This is a genomic window from Methylomonas sp. MS20, from assembly GCF_050275925.1.
GTDB classification, from domain to species: domain Bacteria; phylum Pseudomonadota; class Gammaproteobacteria; order Methylococcales; family Methylomonadaceae; genus Methylomonas; species Methylomonas koyamae_A.
This window is the reverse complement of record NZ_CP189962.1, coordinates 4399361-4413359: the sequence shown is the minus strand read 5'-3', so window position 1 is coordinate 4413359 and position 13999 is coordinate 4399361. Positions and strand designations below refer to the sequence as shown.

Genomic DNA, 13999 nt, shown 5'->3' with positions numbered 1-13999 from the left:
GTCGCGATGCCATTAGTACAAGCCGCGGGACAATTCGCCGAACTGATGGCGGGCTGCCGTTTCAACGCGGCGGACGGGGCTGCTTTGGACGGCGAAGGCGTTGTCGCCGACGTTTTGTCCGAATTCGCGCGGGTCAAGCAGCAACAGGCCAAAGTCATCATTTTAGGCAACGGCGGCAGCGCGGCGATAGCCAGCCATGTCATCACCGATCTGCGCAACGTCGGCGGCTTGTGCGCAGTGACCTTGCACGAAGCGGCGCCTCTGACCTGCTTTACCAACGATTTCGGTTACGAACAGGCGTTCGCCAAGCAAGTCTCGGCCTTCGCTTATCCGGACGATGTGCTGATTGCGATCAGCAGCTCCGGGCAGTCGGCCAACATCGTCAACGCGGTGGCGGCGGCCAATGCCAAGGGACTCGCGGTACTGACCCTTAGCGGTTTCAAGCCCGACAATCCGCTGCGCCGGTTAGGGCGCTGGAATGTCTGGCTGGACAGCAGCCATTACGGCATGGTCGAGTTGGCGCATTTGTTCGTGCTGCACCACATCACCGATCAATTGATTAAAAAGTAGGCTTATGTCGACATCCAAAATCGTCTCGATCGAGCAACTGGCCCAGCGTTCCGCCGAATTGAAGGCGGCGGGTAAAACCGTGGCGCTGTGCCACGGCACCTTCGATTTGCTGCACATCGGCCATATCCGCCATTTACAGGCCGCCGCGCGGGAGGCTGATGCCCTGCTGGTTAGCGTCACCGCCGACGAATACGTCAACAAAGGCCCCGGTAGGCCGGTGTTCAACCAATATTTGCGCGCCGAAAACATTGCCGCGCTGGCTTGCGTGGATAGCGTGGCGATCAACCATGCCGTGACCGCCGTCAACGTGCTGGATGCGGTCAAGCCGGATTTGTACGTCAAGGGCAGCGACTACAAGAGCACCAGCGACGATTTGACCGGCAACATCCAGCACGAACAGGACGCGGTCGAGCGCCACGGCGGCAAGGTGTTCTTCACCGACGAATTGACCTCGAGTTCCACCCGTTTGCTGAACGAATATTTCGAGGTGTTCTCGCCGGAAATTTCCGCTTACTTGGACGAATTCAAGGAGCGGATTTCCGCCAACGCGATGATAGACCAGCTTAAGCACTTACAGGGCTTGAACGTGCTGGTGGTCGGCGAGGCCATCGTCGACGAATACCATTACACCTCGGCCTTGGGCCAGTCCGGCAAGGGCAACGTGTTTTCGGTCAAATACAACGACTACGAACGCTTCGCCGGCGGCGCGATCGCGGTCGCCAACCACGTGGCCGAGTTTGCCGGCAACGTGACCTTGTTGTCCGGGTTGGGCGCGACTAAAAGCCACGAAGACTTCATCCGCACTAATTTGAATCCCAACATCGATCCGGTGTTTTTCTTTAGCCAGGATCGGCCGACCATCGTCAAGCGCCGCTACGTCGATGCCGACATCGCCAAATTGTTCGAGGTGTATTTTTACAACGACGCCCCGTTGCCGGTGGAAATCAATCGTAAGATCGTGGCCTGGCTGGAGCGGCATTTAGGCGATTTCGACGTGGTGATCGTGCCGGACTTCGGCAACGGTTTCATTTCCGGCGAGATGGTCGCGGCCTTGTCGGCCGGCGCCAAATTTCTGGCCGTCAACGCCCAGGTCAATAGCGGCAATCGCGGTTACCATTTGATCACCCGCTATCCGCGCGCCAATTTCCTGTCGATGAACGAACCGGAATTGCGTTTGGCGGTGCACGACCGAGGCGGGGCGATCGAAGAACTGGCCGGACAGTTGGCCGACAGGCTGGCGGCCAGCCATATTGCGATCACCCGTGGCACCAAGGGCGCGTTGCTGCTGGATCGAGCCAAGACCCAGTACAAGATTCCGGCGCTCTCGTCCAAGGTCGTGGACCGCATCGGCGCCGGCGACGCCTTCTTGTCGGTGGCCGGCTTGTGTCTGGGCGCCGGCTTGGCGCCGGACGCAGCCTTATTCGCCGGCAGCGCGGCGGCGGCGCTGGACGTGCAAATCGTCTGCAACCGCGAGCCGGTGCGGGCGGTGGCCTTGTTCAAATACATTACCACCTTGCTGAAATGAACGTGCCGACCACCGCCGAACTGCAAGATTTGTATTACCGGATGCTGCGTATCCGCCGTGCCGAAGAGGCCATCGCCGCCCGTTACGCCGAGCAGCACATGCGTTGCCCGACCCATTTGTGCATCGGCGAGGAAGCCATCGCGGTCGGCGTTTGCGCACATCTGACCGAGAGCGACAAGGTCTTCAGCAACCATCGCGGCCACGGCCATTATCTGGCCAAGGGCGGCAGTCTGGTCGGCCTGATCGCCGAACTGTACGGTTTAGCCTCTGGTTGTTGCGGCGGGCGTGGCGGTTCGATGCATTTGAGCGATTTATCGGCCGGCTTTATCGCCTCCACACCCATCGTCGGCGGCACGGTGCCGGTCGCGGCCGGCTACGCCTGGGGCGAACAGCGCCGAAATTCAAACAACGTCGTGGTAGTGTTTTTCGGCGACGGCTGTTTCGAGGAAGGCGTGCTGCACGAAACCATGAATTTCGCGGTGCTGAAAAAACTGCCGCTGGTGATGGTTTGCGAGAACAACCAATACTCGGTGATGACGCCGTTATACGAACGCCAGCCGGCTCGCGACATTTATCAAATTGCTGCCGCCCACGGCTTGCAGGCCGTCAGCGGCGACGGCAACAAGGTCGAACACGTCCATGCGCTGGCGGAAAACGCCATCGCCGCCGCCCGCAACGGCGAGGGCCCGCAGTTCCTGGAATTGCATACTCACCGTTGGCCGGAACATTGCGGACCGAACGAGGACGACGAGCTGGGCTACCGCATGCCCGGCGAACTGTTGGCCTGGAAACAGCGCTGTCCGCTGTTGCATACCGGGAGGACCTTGGCCGATGCCGGCGTCGGCGCGGAGGTATTGCTCGAAATCGAGCAACGGGTCGGCGCCGAAATCGCCGAAGCCTTCTCCGAAGCCTTGGCCGGCCCGGCGCCGGCATTGGCGAGCATGGAGCGGCATGTGTATGTCTGAGATCTTGACCTTGAGTTACGGCGCGGCGATCCGCGAAGCCTTGGACGACGGGTTGGCGCGGTTTTCGGACATGCTGTTGATCGGCGAGGGCGTGCCCGATCCGAAAACCATTTTCGCCACCACCCAAGGTTTGCGCGAGAAATACGGCGCCGAGCGGGTGTTGGACATGCCGCTGGCCGAAAACGGCATGACCGGTATTTGCATCGGCGCGGCGCTGGCCGGCATGCGGCCGGTGCTGGTGCATCAGCGCATCGATTTCGCGCTGCTGGCGATGGATCAACTGGTCAACAACGCAGCCAAATGGCATTACATGTTCGACGGCAAGCAAAGCGTGCCGCTGGTGGTGCGAGTCATCATCGGTCGCGGCTGGGGGCAGGGGCCGCAGCATTCTCAAAGCTTGCAGGCGATGTTCGCCCAAGTGCCCGGCCTGAAAGTGGTGATGCCGACCACGGCAAGCGATGCCTACCATTTCATGCTGGACGCGATCGCCGACGACGGCCCGGTGTTGTTCGTCGAACACCGCTGGCTGCATCATGTGATCGGCCAAGTCGATAAAGATCGGCCCGCCGCCGGCTTGAGCGGCGCGGCGCGCTTGCGCGAAGGCCGCGATGTCAGCATCGCCGCGTTCTCGCATATGACGATTGAAGCGTTGAAGGCCGCCGCCGTACTGGCCGAACACGGTATCGAAACCGACGTGGTGGACATGCGCTGCCTGACCCCGCTGGATGTCGATGCTGTCGCACGCTCGGCCGCCGAAACCGGCTTGTTGCTGGTGGCCGATTGCGCGCCGGAAATGGCGTCGCTCGGCCATACCTTGATCTCGCGCTTGTATCAACGGCAGCCGCACCCGTTAAAACAAGCGCCGCGCCTGATCGCCTATCCCAACCATCCGGTTCCGACCACGCATTTTTTAGCCAACCATTACTACCCCGGCGCGGAGCGCATCGCCGAGACGGTGCTGGAGTTATTGGATCGCCGGCCGCTACTAGACAGCGTCCGGCGGCAATTGCAATCCGATTTGGCCAAGGATCAGCCCGACCGCAGTTTCGTCGGCCCGTTTTAACTTATTCGAGAACTCGCCATGTCCAAACCTGAGCAAATCAACCGATTCGGCAATGCCGCAGTCACTTCCATCCCGGAAGACGCGCCGTTGTTCAACAAGCCCGGCCACAAGTTGCGCACCTCCAATCAGATCGTCGATCGCAGTGCCTTGTCGCAAGACTATCAGGTCATCGACACCAGCCAGTTAAGCCGTTTGCCGGGGCAGAAATTCAAGACCGTGTCGCACGACGGCCAGGAAGGCATCGTGCGCCTGGAGGCCGGCTGCGAACACGAGCCTTCGGTGCCCAATCAGTTCACCGGTCCCAGTTTTCGTACCCAGCGCGAACGCTTCCGCTTCGACGGCCACAAGATGATGCATCACTTGGACCGGGTGCAGGCTTGGCAAAACGGCCAGCGTTTCGCGCCGGTGCATATCGACATGGGTTTGACCAAGTTCTGCAACACCGCCTGCTTGTACTGCTATGCGGTGGTACAGAACATGACCAAAGGCGCGATGATAGGCCGCGAGGCCTTGCTGAATTTCGTGCGCGACTGCGGCAAGCTGGGCGTGCGCTCGTTGGGTTTCATTGGCGACGGCGAGCCGACGCTGAATCCGACTTTGTACGACGCGACCGTGTTGGCCGGCGAATTGGGTATAGACACCGCGATGGCGACCAACGGCATCGCCTTGGACATGGATCGCGCCCACGACCTGCTGAAAAACATGAGCTACATTCGCTTCAACCTGTCCGCCGGCACGCCGGAAGGTTTTCGCCGGGTGCATCAGTCGGTGGAAGGCAATTTCGACTTGCTGATCGCCAAGATCCGCGAACTGGTCAAAATCAAGAAAGAAAATAATTACAAATGCACGATAGGCCTGCAAATGGTACTGATCCCCGAGTGCTTCGACGAAGTGCTGGCCGAAGCCAAGTTGGGTGCCGAATTGGGCGTGGATTACTTCGTCATCAAACATTGCTCGGATTCCGAATACAAGGAAATCGGCATCGATTACGACGCCTATCTGAACGTCAACGACCTATTGAAACAGGCCGAAGCACTAAGCAACGAGCACTACGTGGTGCAGGCCAAATGGAACAAGATCAACGCCGCCGGCGAAACCAATCTGTACAAGGACGGCTACCGTAAATACGACCAATGCTTCGGCACGCCGTTTCTATTGCAGATTTCCGGCAACGGCAAAATCTATCCGTGCGGACCGTTCTTCAACAAGGAACGGTTTTACATCGGCGATCTGCACAGCGATTCGTTTTACGATCTGGTCGCCAACAGCGAGCGCTACTGGCAGGTGCACAAAGACGTCTCCGAGTCGGTCGATGTACACAAAGATTGCGCGATCGGCTGCCGCCAGGATTATGTGAACAAATTCCTGTGGGATTTAAAAAATCCGCCGGAACATATTAATTTTATTTAATATCGACCAAACCGGGTGCGCGATGAATCAAGTGAGCGAGACGCAAAGCCAACACGATTCGGCGAAGGATGCATTTTTTATGAATATAGAAGATGCCTACCTGACCGCACTTAAACAAAATCCGGTGGTCGAAAACGGCCGGACTCGGCCGCAATATTGCTATTACGACGGTCCGCTCACCGACATTGTATTGCCGAACTTTATTCAGGTACCCGCCGACAATTTTAGCGAATTCTTTTCGCATAATCATTTGCCGATACCTGAGTTAATTGCTATTTCGCACGAGGGCGTCGTGCATTTCAACGAGATGCCGGCCGATATTATCGACGAAATTCACCAGCAGCGTACGCAATATAAAGTCGTCGATTATATTCATGCGGACAGTTTTTTCGCCGATCCGTTATTAGCGTTAAATGTCGCCAAACAACGGAACCGAATTTATTGCGGACATCCGACGATAGACGGTTTGCAAATCTGTTATTACCGCGGGGAACTACCCGAGCACGGCATAGAAAATCTGCTGCATTTGGAATTGGATCAAGCCATCGAATTCTTCGTCGATACCGCTTACCGGTTGCCGACGAAAATCGAATTGCCCGACGAATTGGAAGACGAGTTGAAAACCTCGATTCGGAGCGGATTCGAGACGATCGTTAACGAGGTTAAGCAACGGAGGCGGACCTTGATTTCGCAATTGCTGGCGCAAGCGAAACAAGTAACGCCTAAATTTCACGACGGCGAGCCACTGAAAATCATGCTGCCGTCGAGCCGATTGACCACGGTTATGCAATATTGCTCGCGGGCGGTCGCCAAGGCCTTCGAAAAGCGCGGATACCAAGTATGGTTTTACATGGAAGACGGGGAAATGGAAACCAATAACCTGATTAAGTTCTACCGAAACTATATCGAATTTAATCCCCACGTTATTTTTTACGTCAATCAATTAAATAATTTGGCGCTTAACGATAATGTCACGCATATCTCTTGGTGGCAGGACAGCATGCCGCAAATTACCGAACATAAAGCATTGCGTTGGCGAGGCAATGACTATGTGTTTTCGATTTCGCCGGTACTCGACCGCCATTTGGCGTTAACCGGTGCGAAAAATATCGTTCGCCAACATTTCGCGGTCGATGACGAGATATTCAATACCGATGGCGACATCGAGCGGCAAAACAAGGTCGTATTCGTCGGTAGTTCGTATCTCAACTCGGTCGATTTAAGTCGTCCAGAGCAGCGCGAAATTGTAGAGATTTTTATCGATAAAATAGATAACGGCGAGATTGTCACCGAGTCGATGGCCGGCGAAATCGCGGTCCGCTTTGGATTGCCGCCCGCCTTCGTATTTTGGAATTTATTGCATTACGCAATACGCGATTATTCGGTGAAATGGCTGTGCGAATCCACGGCAATGCCGGTAGAAATTTACGGGCGCTACTGGGAGCAAGATCCCGATGTGGCCGCCCATTTCAACGGCGAGTTGAAACACGGCACGCAGGTTGCCGATGTGTATCGTTCGGCGCGTTACGCGCTGGTGTCCCATCCTTTCGAAATCAATTCCCAACGTTTGGCCGAAGCCGCGGCCTGCGGCTGCATTCCGCTGGTCTACGATTGCCGCGACGTGGCGGAAAAGCCGCACTGGGACGACGCCTGTTTGTTTTTTAAAACCCGTTGGGAATTGCTGGAGATATTAAAAACACAAGTCCGGCCGGCGCTTTCACCCACGGTTATCGCTGAACGGTTTACTTATACCGCGGCCGTCGATAACTTTATTAAACACAGCAATATCGGTGAACTTAGCCAAGCCAAGCAGAGCCGGATTTCAATGTTTGTCGGCCGCTAATCCAACCTTAAATGACGCCATGGCCGTTAGACCGGATTGCTATTTTCTCGATCTGAAATTGGCTTTGCTAGAAGCCGAGCGGCAAAACCGTTGCGTCGACGAAACCGGCGTGGAGCGCTTGCAATATTGTTATTACGACGGGCCGCTAAGCGATAGCCTATTGCCGAATTTAATTTATGTTTCGCAATATCAATTTAGCGAGTTTTTTGCGAATAACACGCTGCCGATACCGAAATACGTCGTCGACCAAGACGGTCGGGAGCATGATTTAACGGCCGATCCCGGCAATATGCTTGAAGAAATTCTGGTATTGCGAAACGCGGACAATCACCGGCCGAATCATAAGGATACCGACTTTTTTAATGCCTTGGAGGCCTTGAATACCGCAAAGCAACGCAATGTTCGGATTGCCGACGACGGTAGTACCGGTTTGCAGCTTTGCTATTACCACGGCGAAAAATTGGCAAGCGATTTGGAAAATCTGATCCATGTGGATTTGGACCGTATCCTGGAGTTTTTGGTATTCAGCCGATTGCGTTTGCCGGAAGAATTGCGAGCGGACCCCGAGTTAATGGCCGACTACCAACAGGTGCTGGATTCGGTGTTCGAAACCAGGGCGCAATTCACTGCTGAGTTGGAACGGCAAGCGCTGGATCAGCAACCGGATTTCGTGGCCGATCGGCCATGGCGTATTCTAATCTACGCGGCCAATTCTTCGTCGATATTATGCTCGCTGGCGGAAACGCTGGCTAGCGCCGAATACTCGGTGATGTTCTATGTTATTAGCGATGTGATGCATACGCTAAACAGGGTCGATGCGCTGAATCAATATGTCGAATTCCGCCCGCATATTCTGATTCAGGAAAATCAATTGGATAATGGTTTTCTGGCGGACGACGTCATTAATATGGTCTATTGGCTGGCCGACGATATGGGATTCGAATCCTTGGCGTCGCTGCCGTTTAGAAAAAACGATTTTAATTTCTGCCGGGAACAAACCGTTTTTCAACATTTAAAACGTTGCGGGGCCGACAACGTTGTTCGGATCGAGCCGGAAGCCGACCAGTTGACTCTACCGATACTGCGGTGTAATTTCAATCATGCGCGGCCGAATTCGCGGCGCGAGATACTCGAGCCGCCGATCGTGTTGGAAGGGCCGGCGGAAGAGATTAATCAATGCGCGGAACGCTGGTCCGGGAATTTGCAGGTTCTAAAACAATACAGGCCGACGCTCTATGAAAACCTCGGTGTTTATTTAACCGATCGCCAAATTAACGTACTTGTCGGGGAAGCCATCGCGGGCGAATTTTATTCAGTCGCGGTATTTGCCGGCGAGCAGCGGCTTTACCAATTGGATTTGCCGAAAAAAGCCGAAAACCTAAGGAGTATACGCGCCCAGGCGAAGGTGGCTCAACGCTTTAACGTACCTTGTTACGGCTTGGCCGGCATCGGCGACGGCGGCGAATTAGCCGCAATATTTTCCGCCACATCGACACCGATCGCGGAAATGCCGAATCTCGAGATTCCGATTTATCTGGTCGATGCCGATTTCGGCGGCTTGCTGGCCACTATGTTAGTCCGGGATATACGAGACGTGCTCGCCGAGAATAGAGTATGGTTGTGCTTTCAAGCGTCCGGTTTTAGCGAGTTTGTCGCCGAATTGAATGCTAAGCAATCGATTTTGCCGGAAGTGACGATTAATGTTAGCGCGACGGAAACCGAGTTTCAGCAAATTCAGCACGCGGTGGACGAGGCCAGGGACTATAGAAGCGATTCCCACGCAAAATTGCTGGCGATAATCGACGATTACTACCGGCAAGTCAGTTTTGAAACTTGGCGCGACAAGTTTCAGAAAAACCCGGCAACGCCAATTCGAGTGATGGGCTTTGCATCGCGATTTACCAGCTTTTTGCAATATTGCATGCGGGACTTGCTGGACGGGTTTGCCAGAGCCGGCGCTGAAATTCAGCTATCCACCGATACCGCCAATTTCCGCCGTAACGGCATGGAAAGTATCGTGGCGCAAATCGCTGAGTTTAAACCGGACCTGATACTGTCCATCGATCATTTTCGCCACGAATTTGCCGGCTTGCCGGAACCGGTGCCGTTCGTCAATTGGATACAGGATATGTTGCCGTCGATCACCCAAAATCGCCGCGCCGTCAAATCCAGGGATTTTACCTTCGTATTTTCCAAGGATTGGTTGGCGATGAATCGCAATCCATTATATGCCAGTTTTCCGGTCGAATATTTACCGCTCGGCTTTAACGACGCCTATTATTATCCGATCCAAAACCGCGCCTACCAATACGACTTCTTGTTTATTACCCATCTGATCGATCCGGCCAAAACGCTGGCACCATTCCGATCCGGCGGCGGCTATTTTAAGCAATATGATTCGACCGAATCGAGCTTGCTGAAACAGCGTAAACTGCCAGCCGAGCTTTTATTCAGGATATATCAGGTTATTTTAGAATATACCGATCAGTTGCCGCTCGATCAATTTCACCGCTTTTGTCTAGATAATCAAATCGGTAAATTTAAGTTGGTGGAACAATTATTGGGCGACCACGGTATAACCATCACGATTGACGTTATTAATCAATTAATGGCCGGCAGCGGCAGTCGATTCCATTATCACTATTTAACCGAAATGAAAACCCGCCCGATCGCCGCGTTGCTCGATGCCGGGCTGAGTATTGAGCTAGCGCTATACGGTAGAAATTGGGATAAATTCGCCAAGTTTTTGCCTTATGCGCATGGCGTCGCGGAAAATGGTGGAAATATTAACGAATTAATGAATCGCTCTAGGATTTGTTTTAACGGCAGTCCAGGCACCAGTTTGCACATGCGCGCGCTGGAAATCATGGCGGCGGGTTGTTTTATGTTATCCCGGCGTATTTACAAGGATGCCGCGCCGCTGTCGGAATATTATTCCGACGATGAGGTGGCTTATTACGCGGATGAAAAGGAGTTAATCGAGAAAGTCGAGTTTTATCTAAATAACGAGGCTGCCCGCGCGGAAATCGTCGACAAGGCTTATCGAAAAACCTTGCGCTTGTTTTCCTATCGGAGTATCGCGGAACGTATTCGAGATTCCGTTGCACTGCGCTTGTCCGAGCCTGTTTAACTGCTAAATCAGGAATACGCTATGTTAATGAGTCGGACCGAGTTCAAGCAAATGCTGGGCATACGCACGTTACCCAGTCTACATTTGGAAGTGTCGTTGGGCTGTAATATCAGTTGCGCGATGTGTACGTTTCACGATGACTTGAAGAAATTCCGGTGGATGCCAGCCGATCGGCTGAAAACCGTAACGCAAGGTTTTGATGGCTTTGGCTTGGTGCATATTGGTGACGGTAGCGAACCGCTGATCAATCACGATATTTTCGAAATTATCGCTTATTTACGGACGCAAGATATTCCGGTATCGCTGCAAACCAATGCCAAACTGATTCGTAATGCCGGTGATGCCGAAAACTTGGTTAGGTCCGGTTTAACCTTGTTGTCGATTTCGTTGGATGGTGTCACCGATGTCACGGTCAAAAAAATCCGCGGGGGTTTGGGATTCTCGGAGATCGCCAGAGCCATAGACTTAATCAACGAAGCGAAACTTCGTTTGGGATCGGACACCCCCTATCTGGCGTCGAATGCGGTCGCGATGCGTTGCAATCTCGACGAGCTTCCGCAACTTGCGGCTTATTTGTTAGATCATCAATTTCGCAGTTTCAGGGTCGGTTTTCTGGAGTTACGCAAACCCAACGATCAACTGGTTGGAGAATTGTTAATCTACGAAAAGTTGAGAGCTTATCAGGTAGTAAAAGAGATTAAAGCGATTATCGAAGCCCACCAAAATAGCATGAGTTTTAATGACGGGTTATTCGATACGGACAACAGCCAATCACGCCGAGATACTTGCACCGGCTATAAGGACCGGTTTTATGTCGATTGGTCAGGGGCAATGACAACCTGTTACGGTAAGAAATATTTAGGAAATATCTTTGAACAAGGCTTGAGCGCATTGATTCTGTCCGAAGAGTACAAAGGCTACGTTCGGGAAGTGACGGCGCCAAATAACTCGACCTGCGCGTTGTGCCGGTTTTGCGAGGTGATGAGCTTCGATAGGATATCCGATCATTTCGGCCGCCGAGCAGTGGATCACTATTCGATGGACGCGATTATTCAGTCTATTGAGTACGCGAATCAAGGCGGCGAAGTTCGAGAGTTCTGGTTGGCTCAATCGGCTTTGGCTTAGTCTCGTTACGCTTTATAGGGCAATCGGTTTTTGAATAACATTTCGATTTTCTTGCCCAAGGATACGGCTTTTTATCGACGGCTGTACTCGCATTTGTCCAAGGCGTTTTTGCAAGCCGGGTTTAGCGTAAGCGGCTTATGCCGAGTTCTTGACAATCAGGAGATGTCGGATTGGGTAAAGTCGTATCGGCCGAAGTTTATATTCGAAATGAATCGGGTCAAGAACGAAATACCGGTGCTGCACGATTTAAAAATTCCGCATATCACATGGATCGTGGATTTTCAAGGCCGTAATGAGCACTCGATTTTAGGTAGCGATATCACTTATTTTTTCGATTCCGGATGGGACGATAATTACTCGACCGGCGGGTTTCAAGATTGGTTACCGCCAGGCACCTGCGTCGATACCTATCGGCCGATCGACGAATATCTGCCGACTATCGAGTTCAGTTTTATCGGCCATATTCCTTTACCATGGAGCCAAGCGGAATTAAATCGACCGATTATTGGCGAAGGCGCTGTCGATACCGGTATGCTTTTCGGCGAGTTGCTGGAGATTTTTAACAGACGTATGAATGAAATCAGCTATTTCGGTCAAACGCATGCGTCCTTGTTGAATATTATCGATAATATCGTTTTTCAACGTTCGGGTTTTCATGTCGAATTAACACTGGATATGCGTTACGATTTTTTGGAACGGGTAAAGCGCGTTAAAAATCGCACACAGATCATCGCGTTTCCACTGTCGAAAACTCGGTCTGTGGCCATATACGGTTCGGAACACTGGCGGGCCTGGCCGGAGTATCAAGGGTATTATCGATATTATATCGATGACCCGACTGAGTTAAACAGAGTGCATCAAATTAGCCGGTTTAATTTGCACGACGGGGTTGGCTTTCATTTTCGGGCCATCGATTGCATGGCCTCCGGCGGATTGTTGTGCTGGTATAATGAAAACTCCGGCGATAAGTACAACCGCTTGGGTTTGGACCCGCACAAGCGGCGCGGTTTACATAGTTTCTTCGATAATTCCAGACATTATGTCGAATTTTTGTGGCACCAGTTCGATGAGGCTTATGCGCATGCCTTGGCGCTTGATTATCGGCACGGCAAGCAGCGCCTGGAGACCATCGACCTTATCCGACAGAATCATACTTGGCGACATCGGGTCGAAAAAATTGTTCGTGATTTTAACGCCTTATAATCCGCGCTTGGCGTCGTGACGGATATTAGCGTTTCGGTGTTTTTCCCGCGTGACAATGCTTGGTACCGCCATCTGGCCGGCCAAATTGCCGGCGGATTCGCCGGCCGCGACGTTCGCCTATCCTGGCATTGCGGCCCGTTGAACGAGGCGGAAATGCTAGCCTGGATCAAGGAGCGCGGTACGCGCGTTATTTTCGATATGAATCGGCCCAGAAGCGATTTGCCTTACTTGCCGGCCGATATTGTCCATATTTGTTGGATCGTGGATTTTAACGGCAGGCCGATCAATGACTTTCACGGTAGCGAGATCACTTATTTATTCGGCCCCAAGTGGCTGGAAAAATACCCGCACCGCGCTTTTCATCGTTGGTTTGGACCCGGCGCGTGTCCCCAAAGCTACTGCCCGAGCGGCACCGAGCTGGCGAACCGCGCCGCGTTCGTTGGACATATTCCGCGGCCTTGGCGGCACGAGGAATTGGCGAGGGACATTTCCCAATCCGGCCCGCCATTAAAGTTTGGCGAGTTTCTGCCGCATATAGAACAAGCCTTGCTTGAAAATCGGGCGAGTTTGAAAGTGCATGAAGACTATATGCGCTTGCTCTCGGATTTGGCTTTGGCGCTATTCGGTGTCGAGTTGCGGGCGGATCGGACCTTGGAATACGACATGACCGGCCGGCTGATACGGCTGGTGAATCGTCGGGAATTACTGGATGCGCTGGTCGATTTGAAATTGCCGCTGGACATTTACGGTCCGGAAAATTGGCGCGATTGGCCGGCTTATCGCGATTATTACCGGCGTTTTTTGAATGATCCTGGCGATATGCGAGCGGTATACGAGTCGTCCATGAATTTCCATGAGGGAAACGGCATGCATTTTCGAGTTGTGGACTGTATGGCGTCGGCCGGTTTGATATTTGTTCGAAAAGGGGAATACGACGAGAAACCCGGCGGAATTAAAACCTTTTTTACGCCAGGTGAGCATTATATCGAGTTCGATATCGACGATTTATCCGATAAGGTGGAGTTTTACCGCGACAATCCACAGGAGGCGAATCGAATCAGAAATAATGCCGCACAAGAAATTCTGAACCATCACACCTGGCGGCATCGCGTCGATTCTATTTTCAACGATTTAAAAACGATAGGCTATTCGTCCGTGTAATTCG

General features: G+C 53.1%; 10 protein-coding genes. All 10 read left to right on the top strand.

Annotated features, from left to right (window positions below; translation table 11 throughout):
- Window positions 1–6 precede the first annotated feature (6 nt).
- The 10 genes from ACQE3D_RS19870 (at window position 7) to ACQE3D_RS19825 (ending at window position 13995) form a co-directional block, all read left to right on the top strand.
- A complete protein-coding gene (locus ACQE3D_RS19870) occupies window positions 7–570 on the top strand; it encodes an SIS domain-containing protein (RefSeq protein ID WP_313730762.1) in 564 nt (187 codons plus the stop codon).
- Between the two features lie 4 nt (window positions 571–574).
- A complete protein-coding gene (locus tag ACQE3D_RS19865) occupies window positions 575–2095 on the top strand; it encodes a PfkB family carbohydrate kinase (protein WP_313730763.1) in 1521 nt (506 codons plus the stop codon).
- Between the two features lie 2 nt (window positions 2096–2097).
- Window positions 2098–3060: a thiamine pyrophosphate-dependent dehydrogenase E1 component subunit alpha gene (locus tag ACQE3D_RS19860; protein WP_313730764.1), complete on the top strand. Its 963-nt coding sequence runs from the start codon at window positions 2098–2100 to the stop codon at window positions 3058–3060.
- Window positions 3053–4123, top strand: a complete 1071-nt coding sequence (locus ACQE3D_RS19855) for an alpha-ketoacid dehydrogenase subunit beta (RefSeq protein ID WP_313730766.1) — start codon at window positions 3053–3055, stop codon at window positions 4121–4123. Before ACQE3D_RS19860 ends, ACQE3D_RS19855 begins: the two co-directional genes overlap by 8 nt.
- Window positions 4124–4141: 18 nt before the next feature.
- Window positions 4142–5533 (top strand): radical SAM protein, encoded by a 1392-nt coding sequence (locus ACQE3D_RS19850; RefSeq protein WP_313730767.1) that lies wholly within the window; start codon window positions 4142–4144, stop codon window positions 5531–5533.
- A 79-nt stretch (window positions 5534–5612) separates the two neighbouring features.
- Window positions 5613–7376, top strand: coding sequence for a glycosyltransferase (locus ACQE3D_RS19845; protein ID WP_313730768.1), 1764 nt, complete (start codon window positions 5613–5615; stop codon window positions 7374–7376).
- Between the two features lie 19 nt (window positions 7377–7395).
- Window positions 7396–10506 carry a glycosyltransferase gene (locus ACQE3D_RS19840; protein WP_313730769.1) on the top strand — a complete coding sequence of 1037 codons (3111 nt, stop codon included), beginning with the start codon at window positions 7396–7398 and terminating at the stop codon, window positions 10504–10506.
- A 27-nt stretch (window positions 10507–10533) separates the two neighbouring features.
- Complete coding sequence (locus ACQE3D_RS19835) at window positions 10534–11631, top strand: radical SAM protein (protein ID WP_313730770.1); 1098 nt, start codon at window positions 10534–10536, stop codon at window positions 11629–11631.
- A gap of 30 nt (window positions 11632–11661) precedes the next feature.
- Entirely contained in the window at window positions 11662–12834 is a 1173-nt protein-coding gene (locus ACQE3D_RS19830) for a hypothetical protein (RefSeq protein ID WP_313730771.1), read from the top strand.
- Window positions 12835–12849: 15 nt separating this feature from the next.
- Window positions 12850–13995: a glycosyltransferase gene (locus ACQE3D_RS19825; protein WP_064030647.1), complete on the top strand. Its 1146-nt coding sequence runs from the start codon at window positions 12850–12852 to the stop codon at window positions 13993–13995.
- Window positions 13996–13999: the final 4 nt, after the last annotated feature.